Source organism: Desulfosporosinus sp. Sb-LF (assembly GCF_004766055.1).
Classification (GTDB): domain Bacteria; phylum Bacillota; class Desulfitobacteriia; order Desulfitobacteriales; family Desulfitobacteriaceae; genus Desulfosporosinus.
The window spans coordinates 43,941-67,369 of record NZ_SPQR01000010.1 but is presented as its reverse complement, the minus strand read 5'-3'; the positions used below and the strand labels follow the sequence as shown (position 1 = coordinate 67,369).

The window sequence follows — 23,429 nt, the reverse complement described above, 5'->3', positions numbered from 1 at the left end:
AAAACCCCCTTAATTGTTCACTAATAATTAAAAACGGCCGATTACCTCACGCCCAATGATCATGCGCTGAATCTGATTCGATCCTTCGTAAATTTGGGTTATCTTGGCATCTCTCATCATGCGTTCAACTGGGTATTCTGAACAGTAACCATATCCGCCCATCAACTGTACACAGTTGGTAGTGACTTCCATAGCAACGTCCGTGGCAAAGTACTTGGCCATTGAGGCTTCTTTGTTATGGGGCAAATGGTTATCTTTGAGCCATGCAGCTCTGTAAATTAGCATCTGAGCAGCTTCTATCTTGGTAGCCATTTCTGCAATCATGAACTGAACGCCCTGATTGGCTGCCAGTGGTTTATCAAATTGCTGTCGTTCCTTAATGTAATTGATCGTATATTCCAAGGCTCCCTCAGCAATTCCCAAACCCTGAGCTCCGATCGTGATACGACCACCAGCGAGTAGCCCCATGGCAACTGCGAAACCATTGTTGATTTCTCCCAAGACGTTTTCTTTAGGAACTTTCACATTTTCAAAATAAAGTTCACAAGTTGGGTCAGCGTGCATACCCATTTTTTCAACTGGTTGGCTTATAGTGAACCCAGGGGTGTCTTTTTCTATGATTAAGCAGGTAATCCCTTTGCCTTTAGGTTGTGATGGATCCGTCTTAACAAAGGTGCAATAGGTTGTTGCATGACCACCATTAGTAATAAATATTTTGCTACCGTTGACTAGGAAATGGTCCCCTTTATCTTCAGCTTTGCATTTTATAGCGGCGGCGTCAGATCCGGCGTTAGGTTCGGTTAATGCATAAGCACCAATAATCTCACCGGCGGTCAGTCTTTTAAGATATTTTTCTTTTAATCTCTGACTACCATATAGATAAATACTCATACAACCCAAACCAGTGTGTACGCTGGTTACAACTGCAGTCGATGCACAGGCCTTAGCTAACTCCTCAACGATGATAGCAAAGTCCAGATAAGAGCCGCCACCGCCACCCCATTCTTCTGAAACAGGAAAACCCGTTAGGCCTAATTCTCTCATCTGTTTCCAGTTTTCCATGGGGAACTCATGGCTTTTGTCAAGTTTTTCTGCTAAAGGGGCAACTTGGGTTTTTGCGAATTTTCTCACCATATCTCTGACCATTAGGGTTTCTTCACTTAATTTAAAATCCATATTAACTCCACTCCAATTCTTTTACTATTTTCCAACCCTTTTGCCATCTAATAAACTTATAAACACTTAGTCAGTATCGACACGGATAAGCATAGCATCGCCTTGGGCATGACCGGCACAGATTCCGCACACCCCATAACCACCGCCACGACGTTTCAGTTCATAAGCCAACGTCATAACGATTCTAGCACCTGTTGCTCCGATAGGGTGACCAAAAGCAATCGCGCCGCCGTTAACATTGACCTTTTCAAACATCTGCTCCTTCGTCATACCCAGAATGCTGCGGGCGCTAACAAGTGACACAGCTGCAAACGCTTCGTTGATCTCAATGAGTTTGACATCATCCAGCGTCATATTATTTTGCTCGAGTACCTTCTTAATGGAAAGACCGGGAACTGTGGCAATATCTTTCGTGGGTTGTGATACTTCCGCATAGTCAACGATGGTGAAAAGAGGTTTTACACCTAGTTCATCAGCCTTGGCACGACTCATGAGCAGGCAAACATCCCCGCCATCATTAGTACCCGGTGCGTTACCCGCGGTTACACTGCCAGGCTTTCCGGTGACGGAACTGACATGATTGAACACCGGACCAAGTTTGGCCAGTCCTTCGATCGTAGAATTGGCACGGGGCCCTTCATCCTTTTCCAGGATTTCTTTGCCTCTTTTTATAGCAACAGGGAAGAGCTCGTCGTCAAGTTTTCCAGCAGCCATAGCATCTGAGGCAGCCAGCTGAGAATGTAGTGCCCATTCATCCTGTTCTTCACGGGTGAAACCAAATTCATCAGCCACTTCAGATCCATGAATTGCCATGTGGCGATCGTAGATAGCGTCCCAGAGTCCATCTTTTACCATTAGGTCTTCACAGTCAGCATTTAAAAAGCCCATTTTCTTCCCTCTCCTCATATCGGGAAGTGCAAATGGAATGTTGCTCATGCTCTCCTGACCACCAGCTATAACGATCTCGGCTCTTCCCAGGGCAATCATCTGAGCACCTAGATCAATCGTTTTAACTCCAGAGGAACAAACCTTATTAACTGTAATCGAAGGCACGTGTTCAGGAAGTCCTGCCAGAAGAGTAGCCTGACGGCTTGGAACTTGACCGCTACCGGCTTGCACCACATGGCCCATAATGACATAGTCAACATCGCCAGGAGCGACCTTGCCTTCGGTTCTTCGTATCACTTCTTTAATAGCTAAAGCCCCTAATTGGGCAGCATCATACTCTACCAACGCTCCAAGGGATTTCCCATAGGGAGTTCTACAGGCTTCTACGCAAACTACTTCACGTTGTTTGGCATAGGTGTTAGAGATTTTCCTACCCATAGTTGAATAATCAGGCTTTCTTTCCCCGTAAGCACTGATTTTTGCATCCTTGTAATAGGTTTTTCTTGTAAGTTCAAGCTTTTGGGTTACTTTAGACATATGTTATTTCCTCCTCAATTGGCCCATTTTCTTTGGAATCACAAACCGAATGCATCGAATATCGCACCTATAAATCATTCGTTACCCGATATTCGGTTATTTCAGAATCCTATGAATTTTATTTGCAATTTGTATGCCAAAGAACCATCCAGTAGCTTTATAAGGCACGTTCAGTTATGTAAAAGCGTGAAGGTTATTTGTAAACTATGATCAAATATTCAGGCAAGGTGTCGATGCGCCACATGCCTAATGATCAGCGTCACTGAAACAAAGGCTTAAAAATGAATTGAGATAAATTCATACGGGAACTTTCAGGGAACATTGGAGAGAGGATCTTAGCGCAATGGGCTAAAAATAAGCGTCCCGGAAGCGGACACATTTGTTCGAAATGTGTCCGCTTCCGGGACGCTTATTTGAGGTCAGATCCCTAATCAGGTCTCTAGAAACACGCTTAATAGTTCAGATCATATTTATTAAGTTTATCGTAAAGCCTCGATCTGCTAAGATTTAGGAGTTTTGCGGCTTTTGTCTTATTGCCTCCAGCCTTTTCAAGGGCTACAACAATCATGTTTCGTTCTATGCGGCCAATTTTGTCCTGGTGACGAATCGTTCCAGTGAGAACCTCATTTTCAGGAGAGCTGTTGGTAAGTATTTCATTGGGTAAGTGAGTTAACTGGATCAACCCACTGCGGGTATAGTTTACAGCCCTCTCCACGACATTTTCTAATTCACGTATATTTCCCGGCCATGAGTAGTTAAGCAAAATCTTCATGGCATCGTCGACGATGCCCATGACGTTACCTTTAAGAATATGGTTGAATTTAGTTATGAAAAAATGGGTCAATGGTTCTATATCCTCGGTGCGCTCCCGTAACGGGGGTAAATGCAAATTGATGACATTTAACCTATAATAAAGATCCGCTCGGAACTCTCCTTCAGCAATAGCTTCATTGAGATTTTTATTGGTAGCTGCTAAAATACGGACATTTACTTTAATGCTTTTTGTACCACCTAAACGTTCGAATTCACGGTCTTGTAACACGCGTAATAATTTGGATTGTAGAGCCAGGGGCATGTCCCCGATTTCATCTAAAAATAGTGTTCCACCATCGGCCATCTCTAGGCGTCCTGGTTTACCGGCCTTTGCTGCACCAGTAAACGCGCCCCCAACATAACCAAACATTTCCGCTTCCATTAGGTTTTCTGGAATAGCGGCACAGTTCACTTTAATAAATGGTCCTTTGCATCTGTCACTACAGAGATGAACGGCGTGGGCCACTCCTTCTTTTCCAGTACCGCTTTCTCCGGTAATTAACACAGTAGAACTACTTGAGGCAACAATCGATATCTCTTCCTTTAGTTTTTTCATTTCAGTACTTTCGGCAACGATGCCTTTCATAATATCTTGTGCAGTCTTGTTTTTTTGTAATTCTTCCTGGAAAAACGTCACTTTATTTTCTAAGAATCGTAGTTTTTCCACTAGTTCCCGGACTTCGGCGAGTTGGGGAAATACTGCTTTGCCTACTGCGCCAAATACCTCCCCTTCTCTTATTATGGGCAGCCGGGAAACAATTAACGGCTTGCCCTGAATTGTCAGGACATCACTTGTTTCCGAAATACCAGTTCTGGCCACAATGTGTAACCTGCTTGTCTGCATGATATCAGTAATATGTTTTCCAATAATCTCTTCAGGACGTAACGTTAAAAAATCCGCCATCGCTTGGTTAACAAGAGTAGTTTTTCCTCTTTCATCCACCACAATGATGCCGTCATGGATGATATTAAGAACCGTATCGAAGGTCTTGTTTAAAGCTTTAACTGTTTCTAACTCTCTGGCGGCTTGCTCCAAGTCCGTAAGGTCTTGAAAGATCACAATTCCTCCAGCGATGTTCCCTCCAATGTTTAAGGGAGTAATATTTACGACCATTGTAATGTTGTGGCGCTTGTACTTTAGCCCTATTTGAACCTCTCCGTGAATTAGTGCCGGGTTTAAGTCTAAATTAGGTAAAAACTCTTTAAAAGGCTGGCCAAGGGAGGTATCCACCTTCAAGCCTAGTATTCGGCTTGCTCCTATATTAATATGAGTTACCATTCCCTCACTGTCGACAGCAATCACACCGTTGTGCATGGAGTCTAAAATAGCTTTCAACTGCACGTTCAGTAGTTCAGAGTGTCTAAATAAGGTCATAACCATATTAGCTTTGCATAAGAGTCCGTAAACTTTTCCCTCTTTATTTACAACGGGCACCGACCCAACAGGACTCACTTTCACGAAATCAGCTAACTGATCGTCAGTGAGATCGTCCGAAATACTGATCACTTCTTTTATTAGGTAGGGATCAACTATGTCTTTATAGGTTGCACCGTCTAGGATTGCTCGATAAAGGCTGCTCCTACTAAAAACACTCAATAATCCACCTTCCCCATCTAACACCGGGATTATGGGAATCTTTAGATCCATGAAAATGCGCACAGCTTTAGCTATATTATCACCGAGGTTCAAATATGAAATTTTGGTTTTGGTACCTTCTTGAAGAAGCATATTTATTCACCTCAATTTGTTATTACCGTTTCATTTGCCATAGACCAGTAGAAACTTATTCGTATTTTCTTACTATTCTTCATATTAACATACTTGCTGCCTAAATCTGCAAATTATTGTTATATCCCATTTGACTTATTACCATCTCATAATAAGTACCTTTATCTTTCATGAGTTCATCATGTGTTCCGCTCTCTAATATCTTCCCACTGCCAATGACCATTATTTTATCGGCATCGCGAATGGTTGAAAGACGGTGCGCGATTAAAAAACTGGTATGACTTTTCATAAGCGTAAGAAGCGCATGCTGAATTTCCTTTTCGGTTTTTGTATCAACGCTGCTTGTAGCTTCGTCTAGAATTAAGATTGGAGCATTACATAAAATAGCTCGGGCAATGGCCAGCAATTGCCGCTGTCCCTGACTGAGGTTATCTGTGCTACCTGTTACCATCGTATCATAGCCTTTCGGCAAGCGGGATATAAAGTCATCGGCGTGAGCCAGTTTTGCGGCTTCTTTAACTTCCATATCCGTTGCACTTGGCCTTGAGTATCTTATATTGTCATAGATCGTACCTGTAAAAAGACAAGTGTCCTGTAAAACGACAGAAAAACAGCTTCTCAGGTTTTTTTTGGAAATGTCCTTTATATCTGTCTTGTCAATCAGAATTTTCCCCTGGTCCAAATCATAAAAGCGGGTTAGAAGGTTTACAATGGTTGTTTTCCCCGCTCCGGTTTCTCCGACTAAAGCGACGACTTCTCCAGGGCTCACTTTGAAATTTACATGTTTCAAAACTGGCCTGCCGGGATTATAGAAAAACGATACATTGCAAAATTCGACTTCTCCTTTAGGGTTAATCAGCTTTTTAATACCGGCTTTATCAGGGGCTTCCTCCTCTTCATCCATGATTTCAAAAACTCTTTCCGCCCCTGCGAGAGCTGACTGAATGTTATTAAACATCCCGGCTAGATTATTGAGCGGCATCCCAAACTGTTTCGAATAAGTAAGAAAGCTAACTACCACCCCGACAGATATCGCTCCCTTTAGTGATAGTATTCCTCCTGCACACGCTATAAACGTAAAACTTATATTATTAATGACGTTCATAAACGGCATCATAAAACCAGACCAGATCTGAGCCTTTGTGGAATAGTTGCAGAGCTCTTGGTTTATACGGTTAAAATCAGCTAAGACAGTCTGTTGTCGATTGAACGCCTTTACCATTTTAAGTCCGACGATGTTTTCCTCAATTACTCCATTTAAAGCGCCCAGTTTATGCTGCTGGCCTAAAAAATACCTCCGACTTCGGCTAGCAATAGTTTTAGTCAGTAATAGAAACAACGGAATAGACACCAATGCAACAAGCGTTAAAATCGGGCTTAAAACTAGCATCATTATAAATGAACCTGTTATTGTAAAAATACTCGCGATTAACTGCGTTGTCGTCTGAGAAATAGTACTGCTGATATTATCAACATCATTGGTTACCCTGCTCATTGTATCCCCGTGTGACCTTGTGTCATAAAAGTTCAGTGGAATCCTCTGAAGCTTGGAAAAGAATTCAGATCTTATATGTTTGACTAGTTTCTGTGTGACCTTTGCCATCAGAAGACCATTAAACGTATCAATAAACCAGCTTACCAGGTAGCATGAGACAAGCGCCAAAATAATGACTGTCAAAAGAGATGTATCCACTGAATTTGTTTTTGTATTGAAGGTATTGATTGCTTTGCCCAATAACAGGGGTGTGAAAAGGGAAACCATGGAGGATATGATCGTTAGCACGACTGACAATAGGATCGATTTGCGCCACAACATGAAAATTTTAAGAATTCTAAGTAGACTTGCTTTTGTATTTTGCGGCTTTGCTGTCGGGGCAAAACGTCGTGGCCCTCCGCCACCCATTCTTCCTAAATTGGGCATGTTTTCATAAGCTTTATTGATACCTTTAGCCATAAGTAATACCCTTCAAGTCGCCGCCAATTTGCGAATCGAAAATTCCCCGATAAGTTTTGCATGAATGAAGCAGTTCTTGATGGTCCCCAAATCCGACATTCACACCATTGTCAAGTACGAGGATCTTATCGGCAAACATTGCAGTCCCTATCCTTTGCGTTATCATAATTACTGTCTTTTGGACATCCACAGATTTTAACGCATGTCTAACCTTCGCTTCTGTGACCGCATCAAGTGCACTTGTGCAGTCGTCCAAAATCAAAAAAGGTGCCTTTTTAACCAACGCCCTAGCGATGGAAATGCGTTGTTTCTGACCACCAGAAAGATTGACCCCGCCCTGACCTAGATTACTTTCATATTGAAAAGGCATAGTTTGAATAAATTCATCAGCCTGAGCCACCCTGGCTGCTTGTATAATTTCCTCTTTTGAAGCATTCGTATTACCCCAGGCAATGTTTTCAAAGACAGTCCCTGTAAACAGCATGCTCTTTTGGGGAGCTAAGGCGATATTATCTCTCAGGCTATTGCTGTCAATGGTTTTAATATCAGTACCATTTAAGTAAATCATGCCTTCTTCCACATCGTAAAAATGGAGGCAAAGCCAAGCAAGCGTTGATTTTCCCGAACCAGTGGGACCGATAATGGCCAGTGTTTCACCTCGATTAATCTTAAAGGTAAGATTTTTTATCGTCGGTATACCGCTTCCATTCGGATATGCGAACGTCACATTGCTAAATTCAAGCTGCCATGAACCTTGCTTTACCGTTTGTCCGGAACCTTTAAAATCCTCTTCACTATTTAACACTTCATTGATTCTTTCAGTCGATGCTTTTGTCCTTACAAAAACATTAAATATGTTGGTTATCATAATAAAGGAAGCTAACATCTGCGTCATGTAATTAATGAAAGCCGCGACCCTTCCAACCTCAATATTACCGTTTCCAAATAGAATGCTTCCTATATATAAGATTAAAGCAATTCCCAAGCTGATGGTCAAGGACATAAGGGGTGAAAAATAAGCAATGACAATCTGAGAAGATACGGTTTTATTGGACAAATCCGAATTGGCATAATCGAACTTCTCTTCCTCATCTTCATATCGTCCGAACGCTTTTACGAGTCTTATTCCCATCAGGTATTCTTGAACAACTGAGTTGACTTTATCGATGGCATACTGCACCTTAGCAAAACGTACATAACTCATTTTCATGCTGATCACAATGAAGAATCCGATGATTGCCACAATGACAAACAGGATTAAACTCATTTGGGGGCTTAACATGACTGCAAGAATTAGGCTTCCTAAACAGGTAATAGGTGCTTTGAAAAAAATCCTCATCAAACCATTGATGAATTGCGTTACTTGAGAGATGTCATTGGTCATCCGAGTTATCAACGAACCGCTTTCTATTTTATCTGCGCTGATCTCAGAAAAACCAATAATTTTTGTAAATACGTCATACCTTATATCTGCACCGAAGCTTTGGGAGACCTTACTTGCCAGAATACTTCGAGTGGCCGCAAAACAGGCTCCGATGGCTGTTATCATTAGCATCAGCAAGCCTAGCTTCATTACGGTTTCCACCTGACCGTTCTGCACACCCTCGTCAATAATGTGGGCCATAATCGTAGGCTGCATTAGATCACAGATAGCTTCAAAGAATACACAACTAACAGCTATAATAAATGACAACCTATACTTATTAAAATAATGTTTATAAATACCCATGGCGTTCTGTTAATCCCTTCCTTTTCTGTTGATAGAACCATAAGGGGGGTGTTTCTCTTGATCTTACAACTTATGAATAAAACTTCCCACTCTATTCTTATCCTACTGCTTTTGATTTTAAAAAATTAAAACTTGGAACACGGCCACCCATACTTACAATGAAAAGAAAAGCCACCCGAGAGGTGAACTCTGTTCGCCTGATGAGTTCGGGCCAACCCTGACGCTGGCAATCTTCTCTACAATATCTATACCCCCATCTACCTTACCGAAAATCGTATAAGCAGGGTTTTGGTTTGAACTTGCAACGTTTTGACTAAGAACCGATATAGAATTGACTGCAGTTCGTATTTGGCCCGTAATTAGCTATTGCTACAACTCCAGGAGCATAAGTATGTTTAGACGATAACTCATCAGCAAATTCAGGCTTTTAAACGGTGTAAAAAGAAAGGGGTGGCGAAAAAAGGATAAGTTTGAATTGTGTAGAATTAACTATAAAACTGATCAACGAGGTGGAGAGTAATGGGGTTGCCGGAAGTAATTCGGGTAGATAAAAATAAGTGTCAACACTGTCTCGCTTGTATTTTAGTTTGTCCAGTAAAATTGTGCAACATTGTAGAGCCTGACGGTATTATAGTTAAAGCGGATCTTTGCATTGGTTGCGGCGAGTGTATTAAGGCGTGCAGAGAAAAAGGTCATTATGCTCGTTCTGGAATCGACGATTTTTCGGAATTTCTTAGTGATATCGAATCAGGGGTTCCTGTAGGTATACTAGTTGCACCTGCGGCAGCTGTAAATTATGCTGAATTGATGCCTAACGTGCTAACTGCTTTACGTGAAATAGGCGTTTATAATGTTTTTGACGTAAGTTTTGGGGCAGAAATCACAACTTATCTATACTTACAGGTCTTGAAAAACGGTGCCAAGCAGCCAATTATTGCTCAGCCCTGCCCAGCTGTTGTTAGTTTTATTGAAATATACCATACAGAACTCATACCATTCTTAGCACCTACACACTCGCCAGCACTTGATGTTGCTATTTGGCTCAAAAACCAGCCAGAATTTAGCCACTTGAAACTAGCTTTCCTTGGACCATGCCTAGCTAAGCGTAGGGAGTTCCACGACCCAAATACTGGAGGAGTAGTTTCTTATAATATAACTTTTGAGTCATTGGATAACTATCTTTCAGAGCAAGGAATCAACTTAGCGGAGTTAGAGCCTTCTGGGTTTGACACTCCCGAGGCCGAAAGAGGTATTGGCTATTCTCAACCAGGTGGATTAACTGACACATTCAACCGTTTTGGCATACCTTTTAAAAAATCTGATATACAAAGAATAGAAGGACCTCAAGAAGTATACACAAAATATTTGCCAGAGCTTAAAGAAGATATTCTTCGTAGCGAAGCACCAGTACTTATAGACGTCCTAAACTGTTTGCATGGTTGCAACGTTGGACCTGCGATTACTCATAATCGTACTCATTATCAAATTGATAAGATTATTGAGAAACGTAAAAAAGATCTAATTATTAAACATAATAGTGCAAGCCCAGAAAGAGCTAAAAATCTATTCAAGGATTTCTATGCTTGGATCGATGCCCAAGACATAGATTTCTCAAGGGTTTATTCCGATAAGTCATCAAATAAACATTTATGCGATCCAAAAGACGAAAAAGAAGAAGAGCAAATATGGGAGCTAATGCATAAACTCACACCTGAAGAACGTAAAATTAATTGCTCCTCATGTGGTTATGGCAATTGTCATGGAATGATGTTAGCTATACTAAATGGACTCAACCACAGAGAAAGCTGTAAATACTACTTGTTTAAAGAAAACGAACGTAATCTAAGAAATGTCGAAGCTCAGACTATTGAAATTGAAGAAGCAAACGCTGAACTAGAACTATTAAATGATGGTTTGGAACAGACAGTAGTTTTACGAACTCAGTCTATTAGAAATTTACTTGATAACGCGGGGCAAGGCTTTCTTTCTTTTGGGTCAGATCTATTAATTCATAATGAATACAGTTCTGAGTGTACTAGGATTTTTAATAGAGATATTCACGGACTTAGTTTTCCTCAGTTAGTCTTTCCAGATGATATTGAGCAAGAAAATTTTCTTAAGTCGTTATTAGTTAAGGTTTTGAATAACAGCGATCCTTTGTTCCGTGAGATTTATTTACCGTTACTTCCAACAGAAGTAACTATTGACAGTAGAGTTATAAGTATCGACTATAAGTTAATTGATTCTGGAAATGGCATAGAAAGTTATTATATGGTCATCTTGACAGATATAACTAATCACCGAACATTAGAAACTGAGATAGAACAAGAGCGAAATTTACTCAAAATGGTCGTCAATGTTGTATTAAATTATGTTGACTTTAATCAAACGGCTAAAGATTATACCTATTTCTGTGAAGCACGCCTGCAAGAAATTTTAGATAATAAGGCAACCTCCTTAGTTGAGAAAGTGACTGAGATTTTTAGACATATCCATACGTTTAAAGGAAGTTTTGGTCAATTAGGTTTGAGTAGTGTAGTTGCTAATTTACATAACTTAGAAACTCGAATTGAGATGCTAAAGAAAAACTTAGTGTCGCACGAATTAACTATTGGCGATGTCAAAGAATTTCTTGCCCAATTTTCATTACTAACTTGGTTAGATGAAGATATAACGGGGTTACAAGATATTCTAGGTCGGGATTTCTTCTCTAAAGACGACGAATTGGTTATTGATGGAAACAAATTGCTAGAGATCGAAAAGAAAATAGAAACGATTCTTACCCCTGTCGAGTGTAAAATACTTATTCCTGAATTGCGTAAACTTCGTTATAAATCATTTGATTTGCTGTTAAAATCCTACCCAGAGTATGTGGCAAATCTGGCAGATAGGCTGGAAAAGTCGGTTTATGTGTTAATCACACAAGAGGACCAAATATTAGTTAACCCCGATCGATTCTACGGCTTTGCTAAATCCCTTGTACACATTTTTCGAAATGCTGTAGATCATGGACTCGAATCAGTAGATGAGCGATTGGAAGCGGGTAAAGACGAATTCGGTAAAATAACGTGTTCGATTTCAGAGACAGAAAAGCAAATATGCTTATCCATTACCGATGATGGACGTGGAATTGACGCTGAAAATCTGCGTAATAAGGCTGTGGATAGCGGGTTGAGAACCATGGAAGAAGTAAATCTAATGACTGATGAGGAAGCTATCCAACTTATATTTGACGATGGTTTATCTACTAAAGATGATGTCAACGACTTATCAGGTCGCGGAGTTGGTTTAGCAGCAGTGTTGAGTGAGATGAATAAGCTCGGTGGTTCAGTAGTGGTAAAGACGGAGTTAGGTGCTGGAAGTCAATTTTATTTTTGCCTACCCAAAGAGACTGAAGGTGGTTGGGAAGTAACTATTTCAGAATTAATGCAACCACTCGTCGATACGACAAGCAAATTTATGTTGGAGCAAACAGACCTACTTGTTACATGTGAAGACAATTTCCAAGTCGAAAGGCTCAAAAAAATTGAACTTAATAAAGTAACGGCAATCATTAATATCAGGGGAGCACTGGATATTGTCGTCATTGTAAGTTTTTCTGAACCTGTTTTGCGGAAGGTTGTACGTAATTTTATTTTGGATGAAATAACACTGGAAGAAGAAGAAGCTTATATGGAAGATGTTCTTGGCGAAGTTGTCAATATTATTATTGGCAATTCATTGAAACAATTTCCAGGACTTGAGGAACTGTTGATAATTGATACACCAATTTCACTTTCTTCGGAAGATGCTCTATTTAGATACAAAGACTCTCAGATTTGGGGTTGTAACCTGCAGACTGAGCTGGGAAATATTAGTCTGAATTTGGTAATGCCTAGAGGCACTAAAATAATTAATAAGTAGGGGGCAGTTGAAATGGCTCGTATTTTAGTGGTAGACGATTCTAATATAATGCGTAAAAACATAGCTAGCATTTTAATTAAAGCAGGGCATACAGTTGTAGGCGAAGCAGCGAATGGTGGAGATGCACATCTTATGTACAGAACTCATTTGCCAGATTTAGTAACTATGGACATTACTATGCCTGGTATTAATGGAATTGACGCTGTTAGACTTATAATGCAGGAGTACCCAAAAGCTAAGATAATTATGGTGAGTGCTCTGTCTCAAAGAAACATGGTTTTTGATGCTTTAGAACTGGGTGCTAAGCATTACTTAATTAAACCTGTCACATATGATTCTGTAGTAACTGTTGTTCAAAAGGTTTTAGGTGTTGAAACAGGTAGAAAAGCACAAAATGAAAACTCAGGATCAACAACTCAACAACCCTTTGCAATTGAGTCTATTAATAATACATTCCAGATCAAAATAACGAAATTTCTAACTGAAGAAAATTTCAAATTATTATACCAAGCTGTGCAAGGGCTTTTATATGTAAAACCGCTTAATGTCGCTATTGATTTTGGTAATATTGAGTTCCTTCCACAGTCCTTACTAGAAAAAATTAGCGGTATAGTAAAAGCAATGAAAGCAGTGAACGGAGTTACTAAGGTAGTTGCTAAAAACGCTAACTTTATACAATTATTGAGGGATAAAAAAATTGATGGGCTTTTAGATCAACTTACCACTGAATTAAGCACTAGCTCTGCAGTGGTAGATATTGCTAAGAATAGTTGTGCTCCCATTGCTGAGTCTAATTTTGTTTCAACCAAGTTATTTCCTCCAGAGCATAAGCAGTATTCTCTAGATTCAACTGGACCAATAGATAACTTTATCTTTATGAAAAAAACTACTTGTCCTGTATGTGAAAGTTCTATTGAGATACAAGTTGTACGATTTACTAAATTAGCTATAGATAAAGTTGACCTTGACTTTCGAAGGCATTTTGTTGGCTTTGAGCCACTTTGGTACAGTATCCAAATTTGTTCGCACTGTAAGTATGCCAGTCTGGTTGAGGATTTTGATAAAATTACTGAAAAAGCAAAAAGCTCAATTCCACAAAAACTTTCTGAACTAAAGTCTGGGATAGATGGCGACTTCACCACTAAACGTACTATAGATCAAGTATTTACACTATATTATTTAGCGTTACATTGTATAGAGGGATTAAATAATAAGTCCCAAGAAAGTAAGTTATGGTTACGATTAGCTTGGCTTTACGATGATGTAGCTGAGTTGGAATTATCTAAAATGGCTTCAGAAAAGGCTTTAATTCTATACAAAGATTTATTCCATAACAGTAGAAGTCAAACTACAGTTGAACAGGACCAGCGGATGACTATGCTACTGGCTGAACTTTGTGTGCGTAATGGTTTAATGACTGAAGCTCAGCAATATTTTCGCGATACCATTGTCCATAAAGGTGGAAACAAAGTGATGAATGAAACGGCTAGAGACCGGATGCATGATATTCGTGCATAATTATGAAGGGAGATACTATTATTTGAACTCCCTTTCAACCTCAATCGTAAACTACTTGCTTTTCCCCTACCTCGAATCCTTCCGTATAGCACTCCACACGACCTATGCTCGATCGCGGCCAAAAATATAAGCGTAATTATTCTGCTCCAAATTCTTCAACTGAGGCAAGAATTTCTTGGCCTTTTGCTGTGAGTTCCTCAACGGAAGACAAAATCCGAGAAACTTCATCCGTCATATTATTCATTTCTTTTTCTAATTGCACCGACACTTCTGAAATCCCAGAAATCAGCGCTAACATCGACTGTTCATCATCGACAGTCGAACGCACAACATTACCAGATTGTTCAGCAAGCTTTTTAACTTCTTGGGCCACAACTGAGAAAGTGCGACCATTTTCTCCTGCCCGCGCAGCCTCAATTGCCGCATTGAGCGAAAGTAAATTTGTCTGACTTGCAATATCAACGATTTTACTGGACGCCTTACTGAAATCATCCAGTTTTAATTTCATTTGAGTAACACTATCTCTTAACATTGTTGCGGTGACTAACGTTCTATGAACTTGGTCAGACATCTTATTAAGGCTTGTTGCACTTTCCTCGTTTGCTTTAGCAATTTCATTAACGGAAAGCCTGAGGGAACTAAAATGATTCTGGATATTCTTAGCATCCTTTAAGCGTTGATCACTGAGCAACTCGATTTCCTTCATCATCTCATTGATCTCTGTATTTTTCGCGTTCTGAGCCAAAACCGCTCCTCTCGTATAATCTAAGCAGTTAAACGGTATATTTTCCCCATTATAAATAGCTATGGCCATTTCTCGACAGGTATTATTACCACATGCCGTGCAGTTAATATTACATGCCTTATCGTCGAACTTGTACATGGACTTAAAAATCTCGTCGAGTTCTTTAGTCGTAGGAATTTTAAGATCTGCAACTTTACGATCCGTATGGTAATTTCTATAAAAATCCCTTATGTTAAGATTCTTGTCAAAGTAATCTACCATCCACGTCTTTCTAGACTTTTTAGAAAACCCTTTACCCTCTTTTTCACTTAATTTACCCTGTTTAAGCAAATTAAACTCGTGATCAATATCATCCATTACATCTTCAGTTAGGCATGCACCTGTACCAATATTACAACCATGAGGGCAATTAAGGATATCGACCAATAAAGGAACTGGTTTCTGTTTATGAATCCGTTCACTATAAACTTCTAAATAGTCATAAGCGGCTTCTTGTCCTTCCACCTGCCTCACCCATGCCCCCGGAACATAGGCCTCCACATTTTCTTTCAATCCCCCTGGACGACTGAATAGAAACCCCAATGAACAGGTAATATCGTCAAACTCTTTCTCCTTGTGGGCATCCAATGAAATATGATTTTCATGCAAATATTGGGCAAGTTTTTTGAAGGTAACATTATAGTTAATTAGATTGTCGGTACTTTCGAATTCCCCCTTTTTGGCTATACAGGGTGAGAGCATGGCTAAATCCGAACTGTCTTTAAGATATTTCTTCACATAAACTGCGGTACACATCATTGGACTGTGAATAGGGGATAACTGGTCCAATAGATTCGGCTTAAATCTTTCGATATAGTTGACGATTGCTGGACAGGGTTGGGCGATGACCGTTGAGAGCTTTTTCTCATTAATTACTTTCAAATATGCCCAAGTCGTAATATCCGCGCCAAACGAAACATCATAAATGAATTGGACACCTAACGATTGGAGGAAACCGAAAAGTTTGTTGTAATTGTTAAAATTAACCCGCACAGACGGTGCCGCCAGTACTGTAATTTTCCGGCCTTTCTTAAGATCGCGAAAAAAAACTTCCGTATCATCAATATATGATCGAGCCTCGTGGTCACAGACAGTAATACATCGTCCACATTCGATACATTTTCCGGTATTGATTTCTACTTTAACTTCACCGTCGAGAAGGTAGGCAGAATTAGCCCCGACCGGGCAAACCCTTATGCATTTATTGCACCCCTGGCACTTGTTATAATCCGTCAAAATGTGTGATTGAAATATAGACAATTAACTGCCACCTCCAAAATGATTAATCATATTACACTATACAATTCTTAATTTATTAGCATCAATCCATTTACATCTCCTTCCTTCATACTAACGAAAAAAGCATCCTACTCTTAAAAAAGAGCCTGGTTCATAAAAAATTTATATACCAGGCCGATTGCGCTACTTATTCTAAATGTATCAAAGCGCCCCGGCTTCTTCCATAGTGGCTTTGAACGTCCACCAAGCCGAAGTAATACTAGGATTTCTCGCGATTTTTGTTTAAGTTGGAAATCTTATTTCCTCCAACCACAATAAATCCGTCTCGCTGTTATGTTTCATCGATCTTCGGCAGCCGTTCCACACTAACCCGATTGCGGCCTTCATGTTTTGAACTGTAAAGAGCACGATCAGCAGCTAAAATCAAATCATCCGGTGTGTCAGCTTGTCCCGGAAATCTGGTTACGACTCCAAGACTCACTGTAACATGATCCTCGCTGGGAGAATTGATATGCGGAATGCCCGCCCTCTCGATACTAGCCCGTAACTCCTCGGCTATAATGGCAGCCCCTACGTCGTTTGTGTTTGGCAAAACAACGGCAAACTCTTCCCCTCCATAACGTGCGGGAAAATCTCCGGGACGTTTCAAAGTTTGTTTAAGAGTAGATGCTACTGTTTTTAGACAGTCATCGCCTTGAAGGTGACCGTATGTATCATTAAAAGCTTTAAAATAGTCAATATCTAGCATTATCAAAGAAAGAGGACTACCTTCCCGCTTGGCACGCCTACTCTCTTGAAGCAATCCCTGGTCAAAATGCCGGCGGTTAGCTATTCCTGTCAGTCCGTCTAAGTAAGAAAGATTTTGTAACATCTCATTCGCCGCTTGCAATTGGTGCGTGACCTCAAGCAGTTCCGTCTCTCGGGCTTTTCGTCGATACGTTTCATGTTTCAATCTCAATGCCGAACGCACCCGTGCTAATAACTCCATCTTATCGAGAGGTTTCTTAATGAAGTCCATAGCACCCGCGGCAAAAGCCATCTGCAGATCATCTTTTTCCGTTGTAGCGGTCACCATTATTACTGGTACATCTACCAGCCATTCTCTCTTCTTAACATTTCGGCATGCCTCGATTCCATCAACCTCTGGCATTACTATATCCATCAGAATTAAATCAATTTTGACTATCCCTCGTTCTGAATAACCGTCTACTAACTGATAAAGTTCTCTAGCCGATTTAAGGGTGATAACGTCTAAATAACCCGCAGACATAAGAAAGGCTTCAATTACTTTTAAACTAAAAATCGTATCATCCACAATAACTATAGCCATTGAACGTCCCTCCTTATCTCATTCGGAACTATTCTCCTTCTATTCGCGAATTCCTGCCTAATTTTCTGCATTATACCCGACAATCAAGGCTTCTTTCACTCCTTACTTGGCGCCCGTTGGGCAATTAGGAATTTTGTTATCCTTTGAGATAAGGGCTGCTTTTACAAATTTGCTACCGTTCCATGACCTTTGTTTTAAGAATAGGTTAAACCTAATAATGGAGAACTGGCCCAGGCAGTGAGCCAGTTCTCCATTATTAGGTTATGCAATATCAGCTTGATACCTGGCAGAGCCTAATGAACCATCCCCTCGTATATTTACAGTCAATTGAGAAACCATTAACAATTATAAATTATGTTATTAGCAGTGATACTGCTAGTCCTAAGATTTATAACGTAGCCATGTAAAACTGCCTAAGGCCCCGAGCCCTGACAATACTGCCATCACTATATAAAGATTAAAGATTCCGCCAGTCTTAACTAACCAACCTCCAATGGTTGATCCCACAATTGCACTCACACCAAATCCGATACACTGCATCAAACTTTGGGCACTACTGCGCAACTCGTCAGAAACAAGCTTTGTCAGGTACTCGACTGCCGCCAGATAGAACAACGCAAAACTTAAGCTTTGGGCCAACTGCAAAAAGACAATGATTGGATAGCTCTGGATATAAGCATAAGCCAACCAGCGAACGGAAAATATCAATGCTGCGCCAGCCATTAGGCTCCTAGCAGGGGTCCGTATTAACCACCGGCTACCCATTCCAAATATCGGCACTTCACTGATCGCCGCAACCGTCCAGGCGATACCCACCCATAGGCGCGATGCCCCCAAGGACTGTAAATGCCAACCCAGAAAAGAACTATAGGCAGCATATGGGACCATTACCAGTAACAAAACGAATAACAATTGCTTAACTCCTGGCACCTTCAAAACTTCGATAAGGGGAAAAGCCGCCCTTGCTGGGCGGTTCCACTTACGTGGATTAGGTAAACTCACAGTCCAGAGCAACGTCATAGCATATAAGCTTCCGGCTACTGCTCCGAATAAACTAACTGGTAGATAAGAAAAAAGCAAACCTCCAGTCACTGCCGTAACTGCAAAACCCAACGATCCCCATCGGCGAAACAACCCAAAATGACGTGTATCTGCAACGGTATCAAGTGCCAAGCTATCCGTCAACGGAGAGGTTGCTGAATTAAACAAGGCGTAGAAGAACAGAAGTAAAGCAAGCCATGATAAACTCTTAAAAAAAGTAAGAGTTATACAAACTAACGCCGTACCCGTTACCGCTATTACTAAATACTCTTTACGCCGATTATGTTTATCAGCAAAATTGCCCCAGGCAATTTGAGTAAAAATACTTGTACTTGGTCCAATCGCCATAAGGAACCCGATTTGCAAGCTGTCCAAACCATTAGCGGCCAAGAACAGCGGCAAAAATGGCAGATAAATACCAATCGCCCCATATATAAATAGGTAATGTCCAATCATTCGAGTGGTTGCACGCATATTCTCATCCACAAGCTGGAGACAACTATATCTGTCCCCCATTTCCTCTCTTACTCTATCGTAGTATTATATCAAACGTCAGACTATTCCAGAAGCGAAGGTTTGATAATAATTCACTTGCCCATCTTCAGGTATAAAAAAATCAGGCTCAGCAGAATTATGCCGAGCCTTTCTCATATCGTTTAAAAGGGTCTAGAGTTCACAAAGGTTAACGTACTGTAAACGTCATCTCAGAAATTTGGCGATCATCCGGAATAAAGTTATATCCTCCGATCGATGCTTCAGGTCCAAACCCGTAAGTGTAACCCGTACCCAACATTGACCTAGGAATTGTAAAACTGCTCCTGCTTTGCTTGGTTTGCTATGAATCCATTCACTATTCAAATCGCAGAGCATCAATAGGGTTTAGTTTCGCTGCTTTTTGGGCTGGAAACACTCCGAAAATGATCCCGATGACTACTGAAAAGGCAAACGCCATAATCACGGGAGACGTTGTGATTTGGGTCGACATGCCAGCAAATTTATTCAATAAGGAAGAACCACCTGCCCCGAATAAAATGCCCATGACGCCGCCCAACATACTTAAGATAACTGCTTCAATTAAGAACTGAAGCATAATGGCTTTTCGTTTCGCCCCAATCGCTTTGCGAATCCCGATTTCTCTGGTTCGCTCCGTTACGGAAACCAACATGATGTTCATAATGCCGATTCCCCCAACTAAGAGGGATATCGCCGCCACTCCACTGAGTAAGAGAGTCAATGATTGAGAAACACCCTCGGCGGTTGACAGAATATCGGATTGACTGGTCACAGTAAAGTCATTGGCTACACTGAAACTAAGGGCATGCTGCTGTCTTAGAATTTGGCTAATTTCTGTACTAGCCGTTCCCATCAAATCGGAGCTTTTAGCTTCAACATAGATAGTTCGGATGCTTTTGGAACCAATGAGTCGCGTCTGAGCAGAGGAGATCGGCACCAAAATTTGGTCATCGTTATTACTTGTCCCGCTCGATCCCTTACTTTGTAAAACTCCAATGACTTGGAACGGAACCTGATTAATGTTAATGGTTTGTCCAACAATGTTTGCATTAGCATTCCCCAGTAAGTTTTGGACAACAGAAGTACCCACTACGGCAACCTGAGCATTGTCCGAAACATCCTGATCTGTTAAAAATCGCCCAATGCTTGCTTGTTGATTACGTGCATCCGCATAGGAAGGCGTTGTACCAATGACCTGCGTACTGGTATTTTGGCTTCCGAAAACAACTTGTACTTGCTTACTGGTCGAAGGGGCAACGTTGGCCACTGCGTCCGCTCCGCTTTTAATCGCATTAACGTCATCCATCGTCATATTGGTTAAACTACCGATTCCCCCTTTAACTCCGCCCGTGTTGGACTGACCAGGGGACACAATGAGTAAGTTGGAACCCAACCCTTGGATCTGACCAGCGACCGAGGCCTTCGCCCCCTGTCCGATGGCAACCATGATAATGACCGCGCCCACACCGATAATGATTCCCAACATCGTGAGAACTGAGCGGAGCTTATTCGATTTCAGGCCACGCATGGCAATTCTAATATTTTCAATAAAATTCATTAGCTGGCCACCTCCGCTCTCCTATTGAAATCTAGGTTGAGTTGTTCACCTTCGGCCATACTTCTATTCTGGACAAGCTCATCACGATCGATCAGCCCATCTTTAAAATGGATAATACGCTTGCTGTACTGAGCAATATCCGGCTCGTGCGTCACTAAGATAATCGTTATTCCCATAGCGTTAAGCTGCTGAAATATACTCATGATTTCGATACTAGACTTACTGTCGAGATTCCCAGTTGGCTCGTCGGCCATGATGATCACAGGATTGTTGACCAGGGAGCGGGCAATAGCAACTCTTTGCTGCTGCCCCCCTGATAGTTCATTCGGCTTATGGTGGATACGTTTAGATAAACCCACAATTCCCAAAGCATTCAACGCTTTGGACCGTCTTTCCCGCGCGTTCACACCGTTATAAAGCATGGGTAATTCTACATTTTCTAAAGCTGTTGTGCGAGATAAAAGATTGAAGCTTTGGAAGACGAACCCTATTTTGCGATTGCGTATTTCCGCTAATTCGTCCTCACTTGCTACGTTTATATTCAAGTCATCTAAAAAGAAATCCCCGGAGGAAGCCGTATCCAAACAGCCAAGAATATTCATCATAGTCGACTTTCCTGAGCCGGAAGGGCCCATGATGGCCACAAATTCTCCTGCTTCTACCGTCAAATTGACACCAGCTAACGCTTTTAACTCGAGATCACCCGTTTTATAGACTTTGACGATATCTTTAAGAGTAATCATCAACTCACCTGCTTCCTAATTTTGGGTTCGACCACTGGAACCGCCAGCTGCACCCGAATAGTTCCCTCTGCCACCGCCGTTACCGCCACCGAAGCCTCCCATGTTTCCTCCACTCAAGGCAGAATTCAAGGAATTATTGGTTGTCGTAGTTTTGGCTTGTGGAGTTTTAGTACCTATAACGACTTTGTCACCCTCTTGTAGTCCTTGGATGACTTCTGCATTTTTTCCATCGTCAAGCCCGATCTGAACCGTGCGAACGACCGGGGTAGCTTGGCCAACAGGCGCCAAAGAAACCGTTTGGGTAGATCCTTTACTATGAACAGCAATACTTGGTACGGTTACGACGTTTTTCTTTTGGGCAATAATAATTGACACATTTGCACTCATTCCAGATTTCATGGCATTATCGGTATTAGTCACATTGACCGTAACATTAAACGTTGTCACACCGCTTTGGGTTGTACCGGTCGGACTAACTTGGACAACAGTTCCCTGAAATTTCTTATTCGAAAAAGCATCGAGCGTTATGTCCGCAGACAGTCCTGCGCTGATTTTACCGATATCGACTTGATTGACAGGTACGACAACCTGCATAGTGTCAGAAGCACCAATCATTGAGATAAAAGCACTGCTCGATTGATTACTTGTACTACTACTGCTTCCTTGGCTGCCTGAAGGGCTTGCTCCGACTTGACCGTTGATGGCTGTAATCGTTCCGTCAGCAGGAGCTGTGATAACTGCGCTGTTCAACGTCGTTTGAGCACTATTTAGTGAGGTTTGGGCCTGAGTGACTTGACTTTGGGCAAGTTGAATGTCTGTGTTGCTAGTACCCGCCTTAGTCTGAGTTTGCTGTGCCTTGGCCACATTCAAATCTGCTTGGGCAATTTGGTAAGTGATCGTGGCTTGGTCTATCGCTGCATCTAAATCACTAGGATTACTAACGTAATCTTGTAAGGTTGAGCCCTGATTACTTGAAGTCTGAAGTTTACTAATCGCCGCCTTTAGTATAGAAGTATTTTTATAACTTTGAAGTGTTCGGAGATTATTTAGAGCGTTTGACTCGTTGGATTGGGCTTTAAGGACGGCACTCTGAGCGTTTAAGACACTCACTTGTGATGGTGGGGCATTGAGCTGGTTTAACTTTAATTGAGCTTGAGTTAACCCGTTCTGAGCTTGGGTCACTTGTTGCTGAGCCTGAGTGGGATCCAATTTAGCTAAGATCTGGCCGGATTTAACCTGATCACCTATCTTGACATCTATTTCAGTTATTTTCCCACCACTGCTCGAAGACAAGTTGTATTGATTGATGGGTTGAATGGTTCCTGTAGCACTAACCGCCTTTTCAACCGTGCCGTTTCTGACCATTCCAGTAATATAACTAATAGTAGAGGCATTCGCATTTTTAGTATCATAGAACCAAAGTCCGCCTGCAAATAAAACAGTCACTAACAATCCACCAGATATCCACTTAATAGATTTTCTATTCATTATTGCACTCTCCTATTTAGCATTTTTGTTAAACAATGTGTGGCACAAGACAGATATTAACACATTAAAAGAAAGAATATGTGAATAACTAATGAAGATTTATTGATTAGTAAGGCAATGTATTGGATATGTTACTATATATTGCCATGTAATCATTTCAGTAGTTACACAAAACTGATACTTTGATAACTATACTTACAAGTTCATAAGTTTAAATTAAATGTACTGCATTTCAAATTCAGATTACAGGGCCTTAACGGCATCTATCATTCATTTGAGATGTGGAAAACCAGAGAACCGACTGGATTGCCTGAACAGGATAAACCTTATTTGGATGATAAAAAGAATCTCGAGAATAATGCCAAGCCGTTCCATAATACGGTGCAAAAATCATTTTCACGGCCATAATTACAGATGTGAACACCTTCTTGGACAGTTAAATGACGCAAACCTGGTGGCTGCAGTTATGCTTGCCTTGCCAATGTT

General features: G+C 41.1%; 13 protein-coding genes. 2 read left to right on the top strand and 11 right to left on the bottom strand.

Annotated elements, in window-relative coordinates; translation table 11 throughout:
* Nucleotides 1–27 precede the first annotated feature (27 nt).
* From E4K68_RS15420 to E4K68_RS15400, 5 genes are all read right to left on the bottom strand, one after another.
* Entirely contained in the window at nt 28–1,176 is a 1,149-nt protein-coding gene (locus E4K68_RS15420) for an acyl-CoA dehydrogenase family protein (protein ID WP_135379827.1), read from the bottom strand.
* Nucleotides 1,177–1,242: 66 nt separating this feature from the next.
* Nucleotides 1,243–2,601 (bottom strand): thiolase family protein, encoded by a 1,359-nt coding sequence (locus E4K68_RS15415; RefSeq protein WP_135379826.1) that lies wholly within the window; start codon nt 2,599–2,601, stop codon nt 1,243–1,245.
* A gap of 451 nt (nt 2,602–3,052) precedes the next feature.
* A complete protein-coding gene (locus E4K68_RS15410; protein WP_135379825.1) occupies nt 3,053–5,143 on the bottom strand; it encodes a sigma 54-interacting transcriptional regulator in 2,091 nt (696 codons plus the stop codon).
* A 100-nt stretch (nt 5,144–5,243) separates the two neighbouring features.
* Entirely contained in the window at nt 5,244–7,097 is a 1,854-nt protein-coding gene (locus E4K68_RS15405; RefSeq protein ID WP_135379824.1) for an ABC transporter ATP-binding protein, read from the bottom strand.
* A complete protein-coding gene (locus tag E4K68_RS15400; protein ID WP_135379823.1) occupies nt 7,090–8,826 on the bottom strand; it encodes an ABC transporter ATP-binding protein in 1,737 nt (578 codons plus the stop codon). The genes E4K68_RS15405 and E4K68_RS15400 overlap by 8 nt, the downstream gene beginning before the upstream one ends.
* 519 nt (nt 8,827–9,345) lie before the next feature.
* Here E4K68_RS15400 and E4K68_RS15390 point away from each other — a divergent pair.
* Both E4K68_RS15390 and E4K68_RS15385 read left to right on the top strand, forming a co-directional pair.
* Complete coding sequence (locus tag E4K68_RS15390) at nt 9,346–12,729, top strand: [Fe-Fe] hydrogenase large subunit C-terminal domain-containing protein (RefSeq protein WP_135379822.1); 3,384 nt, start codon at nt 9,346–9,348, stop codon at nt 12,727–12,729.
* Between the two features lie 12 nt (nt 12,730–12,741).
* The gene (locus E4K68_RS15385; protein ID WP_135379821.1) at nt 12,742–14,247 is read left to right on the top strand and encodes a DUF2225 domain-containing protein; all 1,506 of its coding nucleotides are present in this window, start codon (nt 12,742–12,744) and stop codon (nt 14,245–14,247) included.
* Between the two features lie 136 nt (nt 14,248–14,383).
* On the opposite strand, the gene E4K68_RS15380 is transcribed toward E4K68_RS15385, so the two are convergent.
* The 6 genes from E4K68_RS15380 to E4K68_RS15355 form a co-directional block, all read right to left on the bottom strand.
* On the bottom strand, nt 14,384–16,291 hold the full coding sequence (locus tag E4K68_RS15380; protein ID WP_135379820.1) for a [Fe-Fe] hydrogenase large subunit C-terminal domain-containing protein: 1,908 nt from the start codon (nt 16,289–16,291) through the stop codon (nt 14,384–14,386).
* Between the two features lie 310 nt (nt 16,292–16,601).
* Nucleotides 16,602–17,600: a diguanylate cyclase gene (locus E4K68_RS15375; RefSeq protein ID WP_135379819.1), complete on the bottom strand. Its 999-nt coding sequence runs from the start codon at nt 17,598–17,600 to the stop codon at nt 16,602–16,604.
* Between the two features lie 381 nt (nt 17,601–17,981).
* On the bottom strand, nt 17,982–19,115 hold the full coding sequence (locus E4K68_RS15370) for an MFS transporter (RefSeq protein ID WP_206751209.1): 1,134 nt from the start codon (nt 19,113–19,115) through the stop codon (nt 17,982–17,984).
* A gap of 376 nt (nt 19,116–19,491) precedes the next feature.
* Nucleotides 19,492–20,712: an ABC transporter permease gene (locus tag E4K68_RS15365; protein WP_135379817.1), complete on the bottom strand. Its 1,221-nt coding sequence runs from the start codon at nt 20,710–20,712 to the stop codon at nt 19,492–19,494.
* Nucleotides 20,712–21,455, bottom strand: a complete 744-nt coding sequence (locus tag E4K68_RS15360) for an ABC transporter ATP-binding protein (protein ID WP_199241796.1) — start codon at nt 21,453–21,455, stop codon at nt 20,712–20,714. Before E4K68_RS15360 ends, E4K68_RS15365 begins: the two co-directional genes overlap by 1 nt.
* A 15-nt stretch (nt 21,456–21,470) precedes the next feature.
* The gene (locus tag E4K68_RS15355) at nt 21,471–22,943 is read right to left on the bottom strand and encodes an efflux RND transporter periplasmic adaptor subunit (protein WP_135379815.1); all 1,473 of its coding nucleotides are present in this window, start codon (nt 22,941–22,943) and stop codon (nt 21,471–21,473) included.
* Nucleotides 22,944–23,429 lie beyond the last annotated feature (486 nt).